This window comes from Streptomyces sp. NPDC060027 (assembly GCF_042737005.1).
Lineage (GTDB): Bacteria > Actinomycetota > Actinomycetes > Streptomycetales > Streptomycetaceae > Streptomyces.
Genome location: NZ_JBHWVI010000161.1, coordinates 1 through 19,813, shown reverse-complemented (window position 1 = coordinate 19,813; position 19,813 = coordinate 1). Strand labels below are relative to the sequence as shown.

Here is a 19,813-nt window from a genome sequence, read left to right as displayed (position 1 = left end):
TGGTACGGCTGGTTGCCGTCGAAGCCGTTGAGGGCGATGACGAAGGGCAGGCCGCTGTTCTCGAAGTAGTCGACCGCGGGGAAGCAGTCGGCGAGACGCCGGGTGTCCACGAGGACGATGGCGCCGATGGCGCCGCGGACCAGGTCGTCCCACATGAACCAGAAGCGGTCCTGACCCGGCGTACCGAAGAGGTACAGGATCAGGTCCTGGTCGAGGGTGATACGGCCGAAGTCCATGGCGACGGTCGTCGTCTTCTTGTCTCCGGTGTGCGTGAGGTCGTCGATGCCCGCCGAGGCGGACGTCATGACGGCCTCGGTACGCAGCGGGTTGATCTCCGAGACGGCGCCGACGAACGTGGTCTTGCCCACGCCGAAGCCGCCCGCCACCACGATCTTCGCGGACGTGGTGGAGCGGGAAGGCCCTCCGCTAGAGCTTGCGAAGTCCACTGAGCACCCTTTCGAGCAATGTCACGGCTGGCTGGCCGCCGGCGCTCTCGTCGCCGCCCGGCTGATGAATGGCGACCAGGCCCGCTTCCGCCAAGTCGGCGACGAGGATCCTGGCTACACCGAGAGGGATGGTCAGCAGGGCCGAGATTTCGGCCACCGACTTGATCTCCCGGCAGAGGTTGCAGATGCGCTGATGCTCGGGCAACTGGCCCTGCATCTGGTGCGGCTGCGCGGTGGTGTGCACCAGTGCCTCGATGGCGAGCTGGTAGCGGGGCCTGGTGCGGCCACCCGTCATGGCGTAGGGACGCACCAGGGGGTTGCTCGACGACCCCGCGGGCGACGGCTCGGGTGAGCGTCGCTGCGGCTGTACGGGCTGGATACGCGGTGCCGACGGCTGGTCGTACGGAGACGGCCCGGGACCCTGCGGACCCTGGGGCGGGTACGGCTGCCGTCGCTGGCTGGGCGCGGAGGGAAAGTTGTACCGGTTCGGGTCCTGCGAACCGTCGCCCTGGCCGCCCTGCCCCTGGCCGGGGCCGTACGACCAGTTGCCCGAAGACGAACCGCCTGGGGGTGTTACCACTTTCTCCTCCTCCGACTGTGCCGGGCACCCATTACTGTGGGACCGCGTCCCGAAACCTTACGGCCACGGGACGCGAATTCGCACCGTCTGTCTATTAGTTGAGAAGGCCGCCCTGGAGCTCCGCACGGAGATCCGGAGTAAGGACCGTGCCCGCGCGGTCCACCAGAAGGGCCATCTCGTACCCAATGAGACCGATGTCCGCCTCGGGGTGTGCAAGTACCGCGAGTGACGAACCATCGGAAACGGACATGAGGAAGAGGAATCCTCGCTCCATCTCCACAACCGTCTGGTTCACATGGCCGCCCTCGAAGATACGGGACGCACCCGCGGTCAACGAGGTCAGACCGGACGCGACGGCCGCCAGCTGGTCGGCGCGGTCGCGGGGAAAGCCTTCGGACATAGCCAGAAGGAGTCCGTCGGCGGAGACCACCACCGTGTGCGACACCCCGGGGGTGTTGTCCACGAAATTGGTGATCAACCAGTTCAGGTTCTGTGCCGCCTGGCTCATCGGGCTCACACTAACGCTCCTGGTTGTAGGTGCTGTCAGAACCGAAGCCCTGACCGTTCGTCTCAGTACCTGCATTGCGTCCCCGCTCCACGCCGCGGCGCAGGTTGCTCAGCCTGCCCCGGACGTCCTCAGGAGCGCGGGAGACCTGGGGGCCGCCCTGGGGTGTCGATTCCGCGGTTCCCTCGACCAGGTTGGCCTTGGGCACCCGCCGCGGCAGACCGGACGGGGTGACCCCGCCCGCCTTGGGCTTCTTGAGCGACTCGGCGCGCTGCCACCGGTCGTCGTTGGACGAGCGCCAGTCGCCGCCCGCGTTCCCGGAGGAAGCCGGCGCCGCCTGCTCCCTCGCCTGCTCCACGGAGCGCCCGCCGTTGCCGTTGCCGCCCGCGGTGGATCCGCGGCGGGGCAGTCCGGCGTCGGTCAGCGTGTGGGGGGCCGAGGGGGCCGGTCCCGGACGGTTGAAGCCTACGCGGTCCTGCTCACTGACGTCGGCGGCCTGCGACGATTCCGGTTCCGGAGCGTACTCGGATCGATACGTACCCTGGTACGCGTCCTGCTGCGGCCAGTCGTCCTGGTAGGACGGCTCGTCGAAGTTCGACCGGGCCTCCGGGGCGCCACCGCCCATGCCCGCGCGATCCTGCTGGACCGGCTCCGCATAGGAGGGCTCAGGGTAGCCGCCGTTGGACGGGAAGTACGCCTCGTCATACGCAGCCTGCTGCGGCTCCTCGTACGACGTCTGCTGGTCGTACGTGGTCTGCTGCTCCTCGTGCACGCCCTGTCCGCCGTCGTACGCCGCCGGGCCGCCGTTGAAGGACGGCTGTCCGTTGTCGTAGGCGGGCTGCTGGGCGTCGAAGCCGTCCGCGTAGCCCTGGGGGCCCTCGATGGCCTCCATGCCCTGCGCCTGGGCCTCCAGGGCCGCACGGCGCTCCTCGCGCATCAGCGAGCGGCCCACGGGGTCGAGGTCGCGGATGTCGTCCGGAACCTCGTAGCGGCTGTCGTCGAAGCCGAGGTCCGCGGCGGTCAGCACAGGCTGCTGCTGCTGCGGAACCCCGAAGTCCTCGCCCTGGAACGAGTGCTGCTCGGGAATGATCTGGGACACGGTGAACTCGTCGCGCATCGGCTGGTGCTCGCCGCCGCCACCGTGGGTGATCGCGTCGGGAAGCATGACCAGCGAGGTGGTACCGGCCTGCTCGCCGGAGGGGCGCAGCTGGACACGGATGCCGTGCCGGTCGGACAGCCGACCGACCACGAAGAGGCCCATGCGCTGAGAGATCGCGGCGTCCACGGTCGGCGGGTTGGCCAGCTTGTGGTTGATGTCCGCGAAGTCCTCGGCGGTGAGGCCGATGCCCTTGTCGTGGATCTCGACCATGATGCGGCCGTCGGGGAGACGGGTCGCGGTGACACGGACCTTGGTCTGCGGGGAGGAGAACGTGGTCGCGTTCTCCAGGAGCTCGGCGAGCAGGTGCACGAGGTCGGTCACGGCGCGGCCGTGGATCTCGGCCTCCGGGACGCCCGAGAGCTCGATGCGCTCGTACTGCTCCACCTCGGAGGAGGCGGCGCGCAGCACGTCGACCAGCGGGACCGGCTGGTCCCAGCGGCGGCCGGGCTCCTCGCCGGCGAGGACCAGGAGGTTCTCGCCGTTGCGGCGCATACGGGTCGCGAGGTGGTCCAGGCGGAAGAGGTTCTCCAGCTGGTCCGGGTCGGCCTCGTTGTTCTCCAGGTCGGTGATCAGGGTCAGCTGGCCCTCGATCAGCGACTGGTTGCGGCGCGACAGGTTGGTGAAGATCGCGTTGATGTTGCCTCGCAGGAGAGCCTGCTCGGCGGCCAGTCGTACGGCCTCGCGGTGGACCTGGTCGAAGGCGCGGGCGACTTCGCCGATCTCGTCCGTGGTGGTGATCGGGATGGGCTGCACGCGGGTGTCGACCCGGCCGGGGTCGGTGCGCGAGAGCTGGTCGACCAGCATCGGCAGGCGCTGCTCGGCGACGTTGAAGGCCGCGTTGCGCAGCTGGCGCATCGCGCGGCTCATCTGGCGGGCGACCATGCCGGCCAGGATGAACGCGGCGAGCAGGGCGACCACGACGATGGCGCCGGTGATGAAGGCGTCGGTCTGGGCGGCGTCGGCGATGTCCGAGGCCTCGGCCACCGCCTTGTCGGAGAGGTCCGACTCGATCTGACGGTAGGCGTCGTACTTGGCGGTGTTGACCGCCCACCAGTTCTGCGGGGTGACGCCCTTCGCGGTCAGCGCGGCGCGGTCGGCCTCCAGCGGGGACCTGAGCTGCGCGAGCTTGGTGACCATGGCGGTGTCGCCGGACGGCGGCGGCACGTAGTTCGGGTCCGCGGACGCCGCCTGCTTGGCCTGGTCCGTCAGGTCGGCCTTGACCTTCGCCTGGGCCGCGCTCAGCTTCGTGGCGTCGGCCTCGGTGCCACCACCGATGTACTCCTCGACCGCGATGCCTTCGAGGTAGGCGTACGAGGAGAGGGCGACACGCTGGCTGGCGAGGCTGCTCAGACCGGGGCCCGGCTTGATCAGCATGTGCATACCGATGGACCGCTCCAGCGACAGCGCGGCCTTGGACAGCGAGATCGCGTAGACCGTACGGCCGTAGCTGGTGATGTTGCCGGTGCCCAGACCGAGCTCGTTGGCGAACTCCATCAGCGGGTGCTGGATCTGGAGGTAGCCCTCTTCGGTCTTCACACCGTCGAGCTTGGTGGAGTACGCGAGCTTGCGCAGGGTCACCAGGCCGGGCTCGACCTTGCGGAAGACGTCGAGGCGTCGCTCCAGGCCCGCCGTCTTCGGCATGTTCTGGGCGGCCTCGTCGAAGGCGTCGGCCGCCTCGTCCGTCTGCCTGCGCGCCTTGATGACGTCGGCGTCCTTCTCACCCTTGCCGGCCAGCATCGGGGCCGCGCTGACGTCCCGCTCGACGAACAGCTTGTCGCCGTAGGTCAGGGCCGCCTCGACCAGGCGCGCCGTCTTCTCGGCGTCCTGGGCCTCCTGCCAGGTGTCGATCGAGCTCTTCACCTGGAAGCCGCCCATGACCAGGCCGACGATCACGGGTATGAGCAGGATCGCGTTCAGCCTCGTCGGCACGCGCCAGTTGCGCGGGGAGAGACGGCCGCCGCTCGGCGCGGGCGCCGGCATGGGCTCCGGGCCGGGCACTTGTGCGGGCGCCGCTCCGCGCGGCGGCGGGGTGAAGTTGCCCCGTGCCGACGGCTCGGGACCGTTCATGCTTCGCCTCACTCGACCAACAACCTCTCGGCGTCGGCACCTACGTTGTGCCGCGGTATCTACCAGCGCCCTTGACTACTGGGCAGTTCAGCGCATTCCAGCACGTCAGGCGGCGCCCTTCCAAACACTCGGAATCGATGATTCCGAGTGGCACCGACCACAGATAAAACGGTCATAAAGAGCGAGCCCCGCCAAAAGGCGGGGCTTTCATGAGCGCAGCGGCACCAGGTGACCGCGATGCGTGGCGGGGTCGGTGAAATTCTCTGTCGAAACGTTATGAACACTGTGGCCGACCGTGTCAAATGACACAGTCGGCTCCAATGCGTCTACGACAACTTCCATAGGGAGCCGTCGACTTGGCCGCTACCGCAGCCGGGCCATCAGGGCGTGCTCGACCAGCGTGATCAGCGCCGACTTCGCGTCCGCGCGGTGGCGGGCGTCCGTCGTGATGATCGGGGCGTCCGGACCGATCTGGAGGGCCTCGCGGACTTCCTCGGGCTGGTACGGCTGGTTGCCGTCGAAGCCGTTGAGGGCGATGACGAACGGCAGGCCGCTGTTCTCGAAGTAGTCGACCGCGGGGAAGCAGTCGGCGAGCCGCCGGGTGTCCACCAGGACCACCGCGCCGATGGCGCCGCGGACCAGGTCGTCCCACATGAACCAGAAGCGGTCCTGGCCCGGCGTACCGAAGAGGTACAGGATCAGGTCCTGGTCGAGGGTGATACGGCCGAAGTCCATGGCCACCGTGGTGGTGGTCTTGTCCCCGGTGTGGGTGAGGTCGTCGATCCCCGCCGAGGCGGAGGTCATGACGGCCTCGGTACGCAGCGGGTTGATCTCCGAGACGGCACCCACGAACGTGGTCTTGCCGACACCGAAGCCACCCGCTACGACGATCTTCGCGGAGGTGGTCGCCCGGCCTCCGTCAGAGCTTGCGAAGTCCACTGAGCACCCTTTCGAGCAAAGTCACGTCCGGCGCGCCGCCGTTGTTCTCATCGCCGCCAGGCTGGTGAATGGCGACGAGTCCGGCCTCCGCGAGGTCCGCGACGAGGATCCTGGCCACACCGAGAGGCATGGACAGGAGGGCCGACACCTCGGCCACCGACTTCACTTCCCGGCACAGGTGGCAGATGCGCTGATGTTCGGGGAGCAGCCCCATCAGCTGGGCCGGATCGGCCGTGGTGCTGATCAGTGCCTCTATGGCGAGTTGGTACCGCGGCCGGGTCCGGCCGCCGGTCATCGCGTACGGACGTACCAGCGGCTGGTCGCCCTCGTCCCCGTACGGCTCAGCGTACGGATCATGAGAGGCGGTGGGCGGGGTCATGAATCCTCCGGGCGGGACAGCAAGTCGGTCAGTCGTGCCGTCTGTTGGGGCCGGTGGGGGGATTGTGGCGGCCGGACGGTGATTTCGTGCGGTGTCTGGATCCGGCGGCGGTCAGTGAAGCAGACTGCCTTGTAGTTCGGCGCGCAGGTCCGGAGTGAGGACGGCGCCCGCACGGTCGACGAGCAGTGCCATCTCGTAGCCGACGAGACCGATGTCGCACTCCGGGTGGGAGAGGACCGCGAGGGACGATCCGTCCGAGACGGACATCAGGAAGAGGAAGCCGCGCTCCATCTCCACGACCGTCTGGGCCACCGCTCCGCCCTCGAAGATCCGGGAAGCCCCGGCGGTCAGCGAGGTGAGTCCGGAGGCCACGGCCGCCAGTTGGTCGGCGCGGTCGCGGGGGAAGCCTTCAGACATTGCCAGAAGGAGTCCGTCGGCGGACACGACGACGGTGTGGGACACCCCGGGGGTGTTGTCCACAAAGTTGGTGATCAACCAGTTTAGGTTCTGTGCCGCCTGGCTCATCGGGCTCAACTAACGCTCCTGCTGGTGAGTGGGGCTGGGGAAGCTGCCGGTCTGGCCGTTGGGAGCGGCCTGTCGACCTTGCTGAATGCCCCTACGGAGGTTGGTCAGCCGGCCTCGTACGTCATCGGGTGCACGAGAGACCTGCGGACCGCTTTGGTGCTGTTGCTGCTGTGCCGTACCCGCGACCAGGTTGGCTCGCGGGACGCGGCGCGGCAGGCCGGAGGTGGTGACCCCGCCCGCCGACGGTTTACGGGCGCGCTCTGCCTGCTTGACGAGATCGTCGTTGGGAGAGCTGCGCCACGAGGCAGTGGCCGGTGCGGCGGCCGGCCGCTGCTGCGGAGCAGGAGGAGTCTGCGGCTGCTGGGGGACAACCTGCGAGGAAACCTGCGAACCGTTGTTCTGGGGAACACCGTTGGCGGGAGCACCACCGTCCGCCTGACCGTGGAACCAGTTGGTCTCCAGCGTGTCGAACAGCGGGGTGCGGCCGTCACCGGGACCCGAGGCCGGCGGAAGCGCCTCGGGCTCCTGCGGGCGTACGGGCGGCTGCGGGGTGCCCGGCCGCTCGTACTGCCCGGTGGACGAGGAGTCCTGGCCGTTGCCGTAGCCGGGCGTCGCGAACTGCCCGGTGGACGTGGGGTCCTGGGAAGTTCCGTAGCCCGGCCGGGCGAACTGGCCGGTGGACGACGGGTCCTGGGAGGCGCCGTAGCCCTGGGTCGCGAACTGCCCCGTGCCGGCCGGGTTGTGGCCGACGGAGGACGGGTTGCCGGGACCGTAGCTGTCCGGGCGCTGGTACTGGCCGGTGTGCTGGCCATTGTTCTGCGGCGCACTCGCGCCGGGGCGCGGGGCGTCGAAGTCGGGACGGGCGAACTCCGAAGTGGAGGCGGGGCCCTGGCGGTCGTCGATCCGCGGCATCCGCGAGGTGGCGTCGGGGTCCTCGTGACCACGCGGGGTGTCGAGGGCCGAACGCGGCACCGGCGGCTGAGCGTTGTCGTCGCTCCAGCTCGGCGTGCGGGAACCGTTGTTGCCACCGGGCAGCTCGGCACGCGCACCACCGCGTCCCGGAAGCTGCGGCCGGCGACGGCTGCCCTTGCCGCTCGTCGGTGCCTGCGGCGGCGTGGCGGCCGCGGGGCCGCTGTCGCCGAAGGCGTTCTGACGGGCGCCGGACGTGTCACCGAAGGCGTTCTGGGAGCCGGATCCGTTGCCGAAGCCCTGCTGCGGCGAGCCGTTCTGGCTCTGGTAGCCCTGCGGGCTCTGCCCGAAGGCACCCGTACCGGCACCGGCCGGAGCGGGCCTGCCCTGCTGACCGGCACCCGGACCGCCCTGCGGACCACGCGCACCGCCGGGAGCACCCGGGCGACCGCCCTGGTTGCTCGTGGGCAGTGCGGCCCGCGGACCCTGGCCCGTGCCGACCTGCCCGCGCTGCGGCGGGGCACCGAGCGGTCCACCCGGGGCGGTGGGGGCACCGGCGCCGAGCGAGGGACCGCCCTGCGAGCCGTTACCCCGGCGGGCCGCGGCCACACCGGCCGAAGCCTGCGCGGCGGCGGGGCCGCCGACGGCCGGAGCACCCTGGCCCGGCTTGTTCGGCATGGGCTTCTTGCCGCCCTGCGCGACGTCCACGGGCAGCATGACCAGCGCGGTCGTACCACCGGAGTCGGACGGGCGCAGCTGGATGCGGATGCCGTGACGCTGCGACAGACGACCGACCACGAACAGACCCATGCGGCGGGAGACCGAGACGTCCACGGTGGGCGGTGCGGCGAGCCGCTCGTTGATCGCGGCCAGGTCCTCGGGGGACAGGCCGATACCGGTGTCGTGGATCTCGATCAGCACCCGGCCGTCGGGCAGGGCGTGACCGGTGACCTTGACCTTGGTCTGCGGGGAGGAGAACGAGGTGGCGTTCTCCAGCAGCTCTGCGAGCAGGTGCACGAGGTCGTTGACCACGCGGCCGGCGACCTCGGTCGTCGGGACCGAGGAGAGCTCGATGCGCTCGTACTGCTCCACCTCGGAGGCGGCGGCGCGGAGGACGTCGACCAGCGGGACCGGACGGGTCCAGCGGCGACCGGGCTCTTCACCGGCGAGGACGAGAAGGTTTTCGCCGTTACGGCGCATGCGGGTCGCGAGGTGGTCGAGCTTGAACAGCGAGGAGAGCTGGTCGGGGTCGGCCTCGCGGGACTCCAGCTCGGATATGAGCGAGAGCTGACGCTGGATAAGACCCTGGGAACGGCGCGAGAGGTTGGTGAACATCGCGTTGACGTTGCCTCGCAGAAGGGCCTGCTCGGCGGCGAGGCGGACGGCCTCGCGGTGCACGTCGTCGAAGGCCGCGGCCACCTGGCCGATCTCGTCCCGGGAGTGCACACCGACCGACTCGACGGAGGTGTCGACGTCCTGCGGGTCCGACTCCGAGAGCTGCTTGACCAGCTCGGGCAGGCGTTCCTGGGCGACCTTGGTCGCGGTGTCCTGCAGGCGGCGCAGCGAGCGGATCATGGACCGGGCCACGACGAAGGCGCCGACGAGCGAGACACCGAGGACGAGCAGGATCAGCACACCGGAGACGATGGCTTCACTCTGGGACTCGTTGCGCAGCTGACGGGCCTTCTGCTCCATCTCGCCGAGCAGCGTGGTCTCGATCGTCGACATCTTGTCGATCTTGGCGGAGTCGTCGTCGATCCAGTCCTTGTAGGACTGCTTGTCCTGCGTCTTCAGACCGTTCTGGCTGCCCAGCACGCGCACGGCGTACTTGTCGGTGGCCAGGATGGTCGGGTTGTCCACCTCGATGGGCCTGAGCAGGTCCGAGCTGCCGTCGCCGTAGATGCTCTTGAAGCCGCTCATCTCGGACGACTGGCTCGCCAGCGCCGACTGCGCGTACAGCTGGTCGTTCTTGGAGAGCGTTCCGAAGACCGTCGGGCGCTCGGGCAGCGCGGCGGCGATGACGGCACGCTGGACGGACGCGTACTCCTTGGCGGAGGAGAAGGCCGCCAGCGCGCGGGTGCGCTGGATCATCTCCGGGTTGCTGGTCGCCTCGGCCATGTCCTGGGAGAGCGCGAGGAGCCCGGTGACCAGGCGGTGGTACGCCTCGACCGTCTGGGTCGAGTTCTCAGGGTCGTTGTAGGCCTGGTTGCGGATCTCGGAGAGCTTGATCAGCTGCTCCGCGATACCGACGAGGCTCTCGCGAACACCGGACAGCTGGCCGTCGGCCGTGGCGTCCTCGATGTTCTGCGTGCCCTGGAGGAAGTGCTTCTTGGCGAGGTCGGTGTCCTCGCGCACGCCCTTGACCGTGTAGTCGTTGGCCGGGGCGCCGTGCGCCAGCGGGCCGGCCGACTGGTCACGCTCCTCCTGGAGCGCGACCGCGAGCTCGGTCGCCTGCTTGGTCATCTCGGTCAGCAGCTTCATGTTGTCGAGCTGCTGGATGTCGTCCATCGACTGGTTGATGCGGAGCGCACCCAGCGAGGTCGCGGCGACCACGGGGAGAGCCAGCAGCGAGACCAGTCGCGTCGAGATGCGCCAGTTCCGCAGCGCTACCCGCGGGCCGTGGCTCGGGGTGCTCGTCGGCTTGGCGGCCGGTGTGGTGGCGGGAGCCTTGGGCTTCGCGCCGGCGCGAGCGGAGTGTTCACCGCTGCCGCCGACCTCTGCCGGTCCCGGGTTCTGGGCGTGCTGGGGCGAGGAACCGCGGTCGGTCCCGCCGCGCGGCTCCGGCTCCGCCGAAGCGCTGCCATCCCTCTTGAAACGTCCCTGCACTAGCGTCGCAACCTCTGGACCAGGCGTCCCTCCGCTGGAACGGCGGGACGGTGTCGGCGTTGTACCGAGGCGCAGTCGCGCCTCTTTGATGTGGTCTGGGTGACCGGCGCAGGTTCCCCCTTCCCGCCGCCACTCGGCGCTGCGTTGCGCCCCTGCGCGCCGGATCGTGATTCCGCGGCGGTCCGAGGAATTCCAGCACAGTGCAGGATCTCCAACAAGGGCCGAGTACCAGGCTGTGACCTCCGTGACACCATGTGAGGGGGGCGTCACGAGGCGTGTAAGGGGATCTCGTACATATCGGACGTATGCCAACGAGCCGCTGGTGTAGATACCGTGTCCCAGTCGCCATGATCAGGAGCGGAATGATTGCTTCAGTGGCGCAATGTCCGTTTGGTCGCACGGGGTTGGGGGTCGCGGTTGACCGTTTTGTCTCTCAGTGAGTGAGGAAACTCACACGTCGATCATGGCGTCTTCACGGCATCGCCCGGGAATTGCATGTTTAGCCTGACGCTTTACAGGGATGGCGAATCCGACAACCCGCGCCTGTCCGGGGCCCTTCAGGCTCCACCGGGCGCCCAGGACGACAAGGTCGAGTACAACGGTGAAGACGACGATGATGTTCCGCAACATAGCCAACCCGCGACGCACGACGCTGGCGCACCTCGAGGACGCCGACGCCCTGCAGATGCCGGAGCGGCCGGAGCACTCGGTCGACCTTCCCCTCCAGACCGCCAACCCCCGCCGCACCGTCCTGGTGGACATCCCGGTCGCGGTCGCCGCCGGGGAGTGAGCACGCCGAACGGAGCGGGGCCGCGCCCGGCGCGCGGCCCCGCCGGTCGTTCACGGCCCTGACAAGGGCCCTGGCGCCCACCACGCCGGGCCGGCGCCCCGCCGCTCACCGTCCCGGCCGATATACGCGAAGCTCGCGCCCCTTGCCGCGTTAGCCTGGAGCGTCAGACTCCAGCCGGCTCAGTGAGGGGCGCCAGGATCCCGTGCGCATCGCCAGATTCTCCATCGACGGCAACGTCGCTTTCGGCGCGGTCGAAGGCGACAAGCCGGACGAGCTCGTCCTCGACATCATCAAGGGCATCCCGTTCGCGGACTTCGAGCTCTCCGGCACGAAGGTCCCGCTGAGCAAGGTCCGGCTGCTGCCGCCGGTGCTCCCCAACAAGGTCGTGGCCTTCGGCCGCAACTACGCGGAGCACGCCAAGGAGCTCGGCAACGAGGTGCCCGACGCCCCGTTCGCCTTCTTCAAGCCGTCGACCTCGGTGGTCGGCCCCGGTGACCCGATCCAGTACCCGTCCTTCTCCAGCGAGCTGCACCACGAGGCCGAACTCGCGGTCGTCATCGGCCGCATGTGCCGCGAGGTCCCGCGCGAGCGCGTCAAGGACGTGATCCTGGGCTACACCTGCGCCAATGACGTCACCGCCCGCGATGTGCAGAAGCGCGAGAAGCAGTGGGCCCGGGCCAAGGGCTTCGACAGCTCCTGCCCGCTCGGCCCCTGGGTGGAGACGGACCTCGACCCCGCCGACCTGACCATCCAGTGCACGGTCAACGGGCAGCAGCGGCAGCTCGGCCGCACCAGCGAGATGATCCACTCCATCGAGGACCTGATCGTCAACATCACCGAGGCCATGACGCTGCTCCCCGGCGACGTGATCCTCACCGGCACCCCGGCCGGGGTCGGCCCCCTGAACGTCGGCGACGAGGTCGCCGTCACCATCGAAGGCATCGGCACTCTCACCAACAAGGTGATCAAGCGTGGCTAACGTCCGTGTACGTTTCTGTCCCTCCCCGACCGGCAACCCCCATGTCGGGCTGGTCCGCACCGCCCTGTTCAACTGGGCGTTCGCCCGGCACAACGAAGGCACCCTGGTCTTCCGCATCGAGGACACCGACGCGGCCCGCGACTCCGAGGAGTCGTACGACCAGCTGCTCGACTCGATGCGCTGGCTGGGCTTCGACTGGGACGAGGGACCCGAGATCGGCGGCCCGCACGCGCCGTACCGCCAGTCGCAGCGCATGGACATCTACGCGGATGTCGCCGCCAAGCTCCTGGACGCGGGCCACGCGTACCGCTGCTACTGCTCGACCGAGGAGCTGGACACCCGCCGCGACGCGGCCCGCGCCGCCGGCAAGCCCTCCGGCTACGACGGCCACTGCCGCGACCTCTCCGCCGAGCGGAAGGCCGCCTACGAGGCCGAGGGCCGCAAGCCCATCGTCCGCTTCCGGATGCCCGACGAGGCGATCACCTTCGACGACCTGGTCCGCGGCGAGATCACGTACCTCCCCGAGAACGTCCCGGACTACGGCATCGTCCGTGCCAACGGCGCGCCGCTGTACACGCTCGTCAACCCCGTCGACGACGCCCTGATGGAGATCACCCACGTCCTGCGCGGCGAGGACCTGCTCTCCTCCACCCCCCGGCAGATCGCCCTCTACAAGGCGCTGACCGAGCTGGGCATCGCCAAGGAGACCCCGGCCTTCGGCCACCTCCCGTACGTGATGGGCGAGGGCAACAAGAAGCTCTCCAAGCGCGACCCGGAGTCCTCGCTCAACCTCTACCGCGAGCGCGGCTTCCTCCCCGAGGGCCTGCTGAACTACCTCTCCCTGCTCGGCTGGTCGCTCGCCGCCGACCGCGACATCTTCTCCATCGACGAGATGGTCGCCGCGTTCGACGTCACGGACGTGAACCCGAACCCGGCCCGCTTCGACCTGAAGAAGTGCGAGGCGATCAACGCCGACCACATCCGCATGCTCGACGTGAAGGACTTCACCGAGCGCTGCGCCCCCTGGCTGCGCGCCCCCTTCGCGCCCTGGGCGCCGGAGGACTTCGACGAGGCGAAGTGGCAGGCGATCGCCCCGCACGCCCAGTCGCGGATGAAGGTCCTCTCCGAGATCACGGACAACGTCGACTTCCTGTTCCTGCCGGAGCCGGCCGTCGAAGAGGCCTCCTGGACGAAGGCCATGAAGGAGGGCAGCGACGCCCTGCTCCGCACGGCCCGCGAGAAGCTGGACGCGGCCGACTGGTCCTCCCCGGAGTCCCTCAAGGAGGCCGTCCTGGCCGCCGGTGAGGAGCACGGCCTCAAGCTCGGCAAGGCCCAGGCCCCGGTACGCGTCGCCGTCACCGGCCGCACGGTCGGCCTGCCGCTCTTCGAGTCCCTGGAGATCCTGGGCAAGGAGGAGACGCTGGCCCGCGTCGACGCCGCCCTGGAGCGGCTCGCCGCGTAGCCACGAGGCGTACGCGCACAGGGGGCGGTGTCCGGTTCGGGCACCGCCCCTCGGCGTGCACCGACCGGTGACCCGGAGCACCCGCCCAACCCCGGACGTCGGCACCCTCGCCCCGGCCGGGCCGTCCTCTACAACAGAGGCCCCCGGCAGCCGGAGGGCCGCCGACTTCCCGCGCGGCGTCGCCCGCGGCACCGCGGACCGGGGGGACCGCCCCGTCCGCCCCGTACCGCCGCCGCGGCGGCGCCGCGCCTCATGGGTCGGCAGGACCGGCTCCGGCGCGACCGTGCCCCGCGGCACCGCACCTGGGAGGTCGCCGCGGACCCGCGCGACGGCGAGGGTCCCGTCCTCAGGCTGACCGGTACGACCACGACCGGCTGGGGGACAGCTCCCCGGGCCCGGGGATACGGTCGGTCCATGAGCATCGACGCCGTGGTCTGGGACATCGACGACACGATCTTCGACTACACGGCCGCCGACCGGGCGGGCATGCGGGACCACCTCGTGGCCGAGGGCCTGCTCGACGGACACCCGTCGGTCGAGCAGGCCCTCGCGCGCTGGCGGGAGGTCACCGACGCGCAGTGGGCGCGGTTCTCGGCAGGTGAGACGGACTGGCAGGGCCAGCGCCGGGAGCGCGTCCGGGTGTTCCTGGGGGAGCCGCTGAGCGACGGCGAGGCCGACGCGTGGTTCGACAGGTACGTCACCCACTACGAATGCGCCTGGACCCTCTTCCCCGACGTCCTGCCCGTCCTGGACAGCCTCGTCGCCAGCCACCGGCACGCGGTCCTGTCCAACTCCAGCCTCCTCGTGCAGGACGCAAGCTGCGCGTCCTCGGTGTGCACGACCGCTTCGAGACGATCCTGTGCGCCGCCGAACTCGGCGTCTCCAAGCCCGCCGCGGCCGCCTTCCACGCGGCCTGCGAGGCCCTGGGCCTGGCGCCGCACCGGGTCGCCTACGTCGGCGACCACCCGGAGATCGACGGACGGGGCGCCGCCGAGGCGGGCCTGCTCTCCGTCTGGATCGACCGGGACGGCGCGCACCTCGCGTCCGACGGTCCGCCGACGGGTCCGCACCGCATCTCGTCGTTGGCCGAACTCCCCGCCCTGCTCGGCGCCGATACCCGTTTTGGAGCGCCGTCCACCTTCGGGTAATGTTCTTTCTGCGCCGCCGAGAGCGGGCCGAAAGGCCGGGGCTCGGAGGCGCTAGCTAAAACAAGATCCCCCTACGGGGTTGCGTTTCAGTGGCCTATGGTGTAATTGGCAGCACGACGGTTTCTGGTTCCGTTAGTCTAGGTTCGAGTCCTGGTAGGCCAGCTCGCAGAGCTCATCTGCAACCGCGGAGACCAGCTCCGCAAAGCCCCCGTTGTGTAGCGGCCTAGCACGCTGCCCTCTCAAGGCAGTAGCGCCGGTTCGAATCCGGTCGGGGGTACAGATCCTTCCCAGGGGGACAGTCCGGGTCGCACCCGCTGACTCTCATGCAGGATCGCTAGGGCCCCCGTTGTGTAGCGGCCTAGCACGCCGCCCTCTCAAGGCGGTAGCGCCGGTTCGAATCCGGTCGGGGGTACTGGTCTAAACCACCATGGGCTATGGTGTAATTGGCAACACTACGGTTTCTGGTACCGTCATTCTAGGTTCGAGTCCTGGTAGCCCAGCTCGGGTCTGCGGAAACGCAAGATCCTAGGCCCCCGTTGTGTAGCGGCCTAGCACGCCGCCCTCTCAAGGCGGTAGCGCCGGTTCGAATCCGGTCGGGGGTACGTAGTTCGAAAGGGTCTCCACTTCGGTGGGGGCCCTTTCGGCGTTCCGGGATCAACTCGGCGTCCCGCGCCATGAGTTCGGTCACGCCGGAAAAAAGGGCGCGGGGTGCGCGGGCCTCGGGGCCGGCACACCCCGCGTACGGGACGGTGCGCATCGGGGAGGGCCTGCCGCGGCGTTGAGGCCGGCCCGTCCCGTCGCGCGGGAGCGGAGAGAAGGTCAGCCCGTGCGGCGCAGGGCCTCGGAGAGACGGCCGGCGGCGTCGATGACCGCCTGGGCATGCATCCGGCCCGGGTGCCGGGTCAGGCGCTCGATCGGCCCGGAGACCGAGACGGCGGCCACGACACGGTTCGAGGGCCCGCGGACCGGCGCGGAGACGGACGCCACGCCCGGCTCGCGCTCACCGATCGACTGGGCCCAGCCCCGGCGCCGTACTCCCGACAGGGCGGTGGCGGTGAAGCGGGCGCCCTGCAGACCGCGGTGCAGCCGCTCCGGCTCCTCCCAGGCCATCAGGATCTGGGCGGAGGAACCGGCCTTCATGGTGAGGGTGGATCCGACCGGGACGGTGTCCCGCAGACCGGACAGGCGCTCCGCCGCGGCGACGCAGATGCGCATGTCGCCCTGGCGGCGGTAGAGCTGCGCGCTCTCGCCCGTGATGTCCCGCAGATGCGTGAGCACCGGGCCCGCCGTCGCGAGGAGACGGTCCTCACCGGCGGCCGCGGCCAGCTCGGCGAGGCGGGGCCCCAGAATGAAACGGCCCTGCATGTCGCGCGCCACCATGCGGTGGTGTTCAAGTGCCACGGCGAGGCGATGTGCCGTGGGTCGTGCCAGTCCGGTCGCCGCGACCAGGCCCGCGAGGGTGGCCGGACCGGACTCCAGAGCGCTCAGGACAAGGGCTGCCTTGTCCAGAACGCCGACGCCGCTACTGTTGTCCATGAAACGATACTCGCGTCTCACTCTGTGAAACGCAAGTTCAATTTCCGGTGGAACGCGCCACCCTTGTAGACACAGCGGCCCGCGAACCAACGGGTCCGGCGGACGACGTCCGGTACGAGGGGTACGAACGTCCACCGCCCCGGAAATCTCTAGTTGGGCCGGCGCCACACAAGCCGGCCGGAGGGAAAGCGATGGGTAGGACACTCGCGGAGAAGGTCTGGGACGACCATGTCGTCCGGCGCGCCGAGGGCGAGCCCGACCTCCTCTTCATCGATCTGCACCTGCTGCACGAGGTGACCAGCCCGCAGGCCTTCGACGGTCTGCGTCAGGCGGGGCGCCCGGTGCGCCGCCTCGACCTCACCATCGCCACCGAGGATCACAACACCCCGACCCTCGACATCGACAAGCCCATCGCGGACCCGGTCTCCCGGGTCCAGCTCGAGACGCTGCGCAAGAACGCCGCCGAGTTCGGCGTACGACTGCACTCGCTGGGCGACGTCGAGCAGGGCGTGGTGCACGTGGTGGGACCGCAGCTGGGTCTGACCCAGCCGGGCACCACCGTGGTCTGCGGTGACTCGCACACCTCCACGCACGGTGCCTTCGGTGCCCTGGCGTTCGGCATCGGCACCTCGCAGGTCGAGCATGTGCTGGCCACCCAGACGCTGCCGCTGGCCCGCCCGAAGACCATGGCCATCACCGTCGACGGCGAGCTGCCCGACGGCGTCAGCGCCAAGGACCTGATCCTGGCGATCATCGCCAAGATCGGTACGGGCGGCGGCCAGGGCTACATCCTGGAATACCGCGGCTCCGCCATCGAGAAGCTCTCGATGGAGGCCCGGATGACCATCTGCAACATGTCGATCGAGGCCGGCGCCCGCGCGGGCATGATCGCCCCCGACGAGACCGCCTTCGCGTACCTCAAGGGCCGCGCCCACGCCCCCGAGGGCGAGGAGTGGGACGCCGCTGTCGCGTACTGGAAGACCCTGAAGTCCGACGACGACGCCACGTTCGACGCCGAGGTCGTCATCGACGCCGCCTCGCTGTCGCCGTTCGTCACCTGGGGCACCAACCCGGGCCAGGGCGCCCCTCTTTCGGCGAACGTCCCCGACCCGGCTTCGTACGAAGACGCTTCGGAGCGCCACGCCGCCGAAAAGGCCCTGGAGTACATGGGGTTGACCGCCGGGCAGCCGCTGCGCGACATCAAGGTCGACACCGTCTTCGTAGGTTCGTGCACCAACGGGCGTATCGAGGACCTGCGGGCGGCCGCCGAGATCGTCGAGGGCCGCAAAGTCGCCGACGGCGTACGGATGCTGGTCGTCCCCGGCTCCGCGCGGGTCGGTCTGCAGGCCGTCTCCGAGGGCCTGGACGTGGTCTTCAAGGAGGCCGGCGCCGAATGGCGGCACGCGGGCTGCTCGATGTGTCTGGGCATGAACCCCGACCAGCTGGCGCCCGGTGAGCGCTCCGCGTCCACCTCCAACCGCAACTTCGAGGGCAGGCAGGGCAAGGGCGGCCGTACGCACCTGGTCTCCCCGCAGGTCGCCGCCGCCTCGGCGGTCCTCGGTCACCTGGCCTCCCCGGCCGACCTGTCCGACGCCCCCGTGCCCGCTGGAGTCTGAGAGCCATGGAAGCATTCACCACGCACACCGGCCGGGCCGTCCCGCTGCGCCGCAGCAACGTCGACACCGACCAGATCATCCCCGCCCACTGGCTCAAGAAGGTGACCAGGGACGGCTTCGAGGACGGTCTCTTCGAGGCCTGGCGCAAGGACCCGTCCTTCATCCTCAACCAGCCCGAGCGCGAGGGCGCCACGGTGCTGGTGGCGGGTCCCGACTTCGGTACGGGCTCCTCCCGCGAGCACGCCGTCTGGGCGCTCCAGAACTACGGCTTCAAGACCGTGATCTCGTCCCGGTTCGCCGACATCTTCCGCGGCAACTCGCTCAAGAACGGCCTGCTCACGGTGGTTCTGGAGCAGAAGATCGTGGACGCGCTCCAGGAACTGTCGGAGAAGGACCCGCAGGCCGAGATCACGGTGGACCTGGAGGCCCGTGAGGTGCGCGCCGAGGGCATCACCGCCGCCTTCGAGCTCGACGAGAACGCCCGCTGGCGGCTGCTGAACGGGCTGGACGACATCTCCATCACCCTCCAGAACGAGGGCGACATCGCGGCGTACGAGGCCAAGCGGCCGTCGCACAAGCCGAAGACGCTGCAGGTCTGACGCGCGGGCCGCGACGCGGCCGTGGCAAGACTGATTTCAGCCACCGCAACACCCCTCTGTACCCCCAATCGTGGACGGTTGGGGGTACAGCTGTGTCTGCCCCCGGAAGGGCCCAGGGCACCCCGCAGATGACTGTCAACTCCCCTAGTTACAGGGGATGTTGCCTGGGTACACGCATGTGGGCGCCGCTTCCGGCCGGGGTGCTCAGCGGGCCTTCGGAGGACGGCAGTTACCCCCTGCGCAGGCGACAACTCGCCCCAGATGGCACAATCTGTGCATGGAACACGACGGCCAACTCGAGCTCTACGTGGCAGTCGCGGCCCAACTCAAGGAAGCGCACACAACAGTGCGCGCACTGCAAGTCCCGGAGGGCGTACGGATGGCGCTGACCCGGAAGCTGCTGGTCATTACGGCCGTGGCCAAGCACGATCTCGCCGACGCGACAAGGCGGCTGGAGCGGTTCACCACCGACCTCGACGAGGGTCGATTCCTCGAAGGGGAACGCTGAGGAACTCCGCTGCGGCCCGAGTTCGTTGCGGCACAAGGGTGATTAGCCCGTTTCGTGTTTGATTTGCGGTATATATCTGCCTAACGTGCGAAAAAGCTTGAACGCATTCGTTCGGGCAATGTCTCCGAAGGGGAAGACGTGAACAAGGCGCAGCTCGTAGAAGCGATTGCCGACAAGGTCGGCGGGCGTCAGCAGGCCGCCGACGCGGTCGACGCGGTACTGGACGCCATCGTCCGTGCGGTTGTCGGCGGAGACCGGGTCTCGGTCACCGGCTTCGGTTCCTTCGAGAAGGTTGACCGTCCCGCTCGTTACGCCCGCAACCCGCAGACGGGTGAGCGTGTCCGGGTCAAGAAGACCTCCGTCCCCCGCTTCCGCGCGGGCCAGGGGTTCAAGGACCTGGTGAGCGGCTCGAAGAAGCTCCCGAAGAACGATGTCGCGGTCAAGAAGGCCCCGAAGGGCAGCCTCTCCGGCGGAGCTTCGGCCACGGTGAAGAAGGCCGCGGCCAAGAAGGCCACGACCGCCAAGAAGGCGACCACCAGGAAGACCACGGCGGCGAAGAAGACGGTCGCGAAGAAGACCACCGCCGCCGCGAAGAAGACCACTGCGAAGAAGACGACCGCGAAGAAGACCACCGCGGCCGCCAAGAAGACCGCGGCGAAGACGACCGCGGCCAAGAAGACGACGGCCAAGAAGGCCCCGGCGAAGAAGGCCACCGCCAAGAAGGCCCCCGCCAAGAAGTCGACGGCTCGCAAGACCACCGCCAAGAAGGCCACCGCCCGCTAGAAGCCGGGCGCAGGGGTACCTCACGCGCCGGGCCGGGCTCCCACCGGGAGCCCGGCC

General features: G+C 69.4%; 16 protein-coding genes, 5 tRNA genes and 1 pseudogene. 13 read left to right on the top strand and 9 right to left on the bottom strand.

Annotated elements, in window-relative coordinates:
* The 8 genes from ACFWBT_RS30775 to ACFWBT_RS30740 all read right to left on the bottom strand — a co-directional run.
* On the bottom strand, positions 1-446 hold a 446-nt coding region (locus ACFWBT_RS30775; RefSeq protein WP_385706197.1), incomplete at its 3' end, for an ATP/GTP-binding protein.
* Positions 427-1,026 (bottom strand): DUF742 domain-containing protein, encoded by a 600-nt coding sequence (locus tag ACFWBT_RS30770; protein ID WP_385706196.1) that lies wholly within the window; start codon positions 1,024-1,026, stop codon positions 427-429. The genes ACFWBT_RS30770 and ACFWBT_RS30775, both read right to left, overlap by 20 nt.
* Before the next feature lie 94 nt (positions 1,027-1,120).
* Entirely contained in the window at positions 1,121-1,534 is a 414-nt protein-coding gene (locus ACFWBT_RS30765) for a roadblock/LC7 domain-containing protein (RefSeq protein ID WP_266763130.1), read from the bottom strand.
* 10 nt (positions 1,535-1,544) lie between these two features.
* The gene (locus ACFWBT_RS30760) at positions 1,545-4,769 is read right to left on the bottom strand and encodes a nitrate- and nitrite sensing domain-containing protein (protein ID WP_385706194.1); all 3,225 of its coding nucleotides are present in this window, start codon (positions 4,767-4,769) and stop codon (positions 1,545-1,547) included.
* A 351-nt stretch (positions 4,770-5,120) separates the two neighbouring features.
* Positions 5,121-5,696: an ATP/GTP-binding protein gene (locus ACFWBT_RS30755; RefSeq protein ID WP_261709977.1), complete on the bottom strand. Its 576-nt coding sequence runs from the start codon at positions 5,694-5,696 to the stop codon at positions 5,121-5,123.
* Positions 5,677-6,075, bottom strand: a complete 399-nt coding sequence (locus ACFWBT_RS30750) for a DUF742 domain-containing protein (RefSeq protein ID WP_059131717.1) — start codon at positions 6,073-6,075, stop codon at positions 5,677-5,679. Before ACFWBT_RS30750 ends, ACFWBT_RS30755 begins: the two co-directional genes overlap by 20 nt.
* A 111-nt stretch (positions 6,076-6,186) precedes the next feature.
* Complete coding sequence (locus ACFWBT_RS30745; RefSeq protein WP_266765867.1) at positions 6,187-6,600, bottom strand: roadblock/LC7 domain-containing protein; 414 nt, start codon at positions 6,598-6,600, stop codon at positions 6,187-6,189.
* Between the two features lie 9 nt (positions 6,601-6,609).
* Positions 6,610-10,335, bottom strand: a complete 3,726-nt coding sequence (locus ACFWBT_RS30740; protein ID WP_385706191.1) for a nitrate- and nitrite sensing domain-containing protein — start codon at positions 10,333-10,335, stop codon at positions 6,610-6,612.
* A 601-nt stretch (positions 10,336-10,936) separates the two neighbouring features.
* Here ACFWBT_RS30740 and ACFWBT_RS30735 point away from each other — a divergent pair.
* The 9 genes and pseudogenes from ACFWBT_RS30735 to ACFWBT_RS30695 all read left to right on the top strand — a co-directional run bounded on the left by ACFWBT_RS30735 (position 10,937) and on the right by ACFWBT_RS30695 (position 15,316).
* Positions 10,937-11,125 (top strand): hypothetical protein, encoded by a 189-nt coding sequence (locus ACFWBT_RS30735; RefSeq protein WP_385706189.1) that lies wholly within the window; start codon positions 10,937-10,939, stop codon positions 11,123-11,125.
* Positions 11,126-11,327: 202 nt separating this feature from the next.
* Positions 11,328-12,104 (top strand): fumarylacetoacetate hydrolase family protein, encoded by a 777-nt coding sequence (locus tag ACFWBT_RS30730; RefSeq protein ID WP_266763138.1) that lies wholly within the window; start codon positions 11,328-11,330, stop codon positions 12,102-12,104.
* Entirely contained in the window at positions 12,097-13,566 is a 1,470-nt protein-coding gene (gltX, locus tag ACFWBT_RS30725) for a glutamate--tRNA ligase (protein ID WP_385706187.1), read from the top strand. The genes ACFWBT_RS30730 and gltX overlap by 8 nt, the downstream gene beginning before the upstream one ends.
* A 414-nt stretch (positions 13,567-13,980) precedes the next feature.
* Positions 13,981-14,714: pseudogene (locus ACFWBT_RS30720) on the top strand (HAD family hydrolase).
* A gap of 90 nt (positions 14,715-14,804) precedes the next feature.
* A tRNA-Gln gene (locus ACFWBT_RS30715) sits at positions 14,805-14,876 on the top strand.
* 42 nt (positions 14,877-14,918) lie between these two features.
* A tRNA-Glu gene (locus tag ACFWBT_RS30710) sits at positions 14,919-14,991 on the top strand.
* Positions 14,992-15,053: 62 nt separating this feature from the next.
* Positions 15,054-15,126, top strand: a tRNA-Glu gene (locus ACFWBT_RS30705).
* A gap of 16 nt (positions 15,127-15,142) precedes the next feature.
* A tRNA-Gln gene (locus ACFWBT_RS30700) sits at positions 15,143-15,214 on the top strand.
* A gap of 29 nt (positions 15,215-15,243) precedes the next feature.
* Positions 15,244-15,316: transfer RNA gene (locus ACFWBT_RS30695), tRNA-Glu, on the top strand.
* 217 nt (positions 15,317-15,533) lie between these two features.
* On the opposite strand, the gene ndgR is transcribed toward ACFWBT_RS30695, so the two are convergent.
* Positions 15,534-16,250 (bottom strand): IclR family transcriptional regulator NdgR, encoded by a 717-nt coding sequence (gene ndgR, locus ACFWBT_RS30690; protein WP_028806673.1) that lies wholly within the window; start codon positions 16,248-16,250, stop codon positions 15,534-15,536.
* Between the two features lie 191 nt (positions 16,251-16,441).
* Here ndgR and leuC point away from each other — a divergent pair, with 191 nt between their 5' ends.
* From leuC to ACFWBT_RS30670, 4 genes are all read left to right on the top strand, one after another.
* Positions 16,442-17,866 (top strand): 3-isopropylmalate dehydratase large subunit, encoded by a 1,425-nt coding sequence (leuC, locus tag ACFWBT_RS30685; RefSeq protein WP_385706185.1) that lies wholly within the window; start codon positions 16,442-16,444, stop codon positions 17,864-17,866.
* A gap of 5 nt (positions 17,867-17,871) precedes the next feature.
* Positions 17,872-18,465: a 3-isopropylmalate dehydratase small subunit gene (gene leuD, locus ACFWBT_RS30680; protein WP_385706183.1), complete on the top strand. Its 594-nt coding sequence runs from the start codon at positions 17,872-17,874 to the stop codon at positions 18,463-18,465.
* Positions 18,466-18,742: 277 nt separating this feature from the next.
* Positions 18,743-18,973 (top strand): hypothetical protein, encoded by a 231-nt coding sequence (locus ACFWBT_RS30675; protein ID WP_385706182.1) that lies wholly within the window; start codon positions 18,743-18,745, stop codon positions 18,971-18,973.
* 138 nt (positions 18,974-19,111) lie between these two features.
* The gene (locus ACFWBT_RS30670) at positions 19,112-19,756 is read left to right on the top strand and encodes an HU family DNA-binding protein (protein WP_385706180.1); all 645 of its coding nucleotides are present in this window, start codon (positions 19,112-19,114) and stop codon (positions 19,754-19,756) included.
* Positions 19,757-19,813: the final 57 nt, after the last annotated feature.

Coding starts and splice junctions, on each gene's coding strand:
- ACFWBT_RS30765 (WP_266763130.1), bottom strand. CDS start 1,534: ATGAGCCAGGCGGCACAGAACCTGAACTGGTTGATCACCAATTTCGTG.
- ACFWBT_RS30750 (WP_059131717.1), bottom strand. CDS start 6,075: ATGACCCCGCCCACCGCCTCTCATGATCCGTACGCTGAGCCGTACGGG.
- ACFWBT_RS30745 (WP_266765867.1), bottom strand. CDS start 6,600: ATGAGCCAGGCGGCACAGAACCTAAACTGGTTGATCACCAACTTTGTG.
- ndgR (WP_028806673.1), bottom strand. CDS start 16,250: ATGGACAACAGTAGCGGCGTCGGCGTTCTGGACAAGGCAGCCCTTGTC.
- leuC (WP_385706185.1), top strand. CDS start 16,442: ATGGGTAGGACACTCGCGGAGAAGGTCTGGGACGACCATGTCGTCCGG.
- leuD (WP_385706183.1), top strand. CDS start 17,872: ATGGAAGCATTCACCACGCACACCGGCCGGGCCGTCCCGCTGCGCCGC.
- ACFWBT_RS30675 (WP_385706182.1), top strand. CDS start 18,743: ATGGAACACGACGGCCAACTCGAGCTCTACGTGGCAGTCGCGGCCCAA.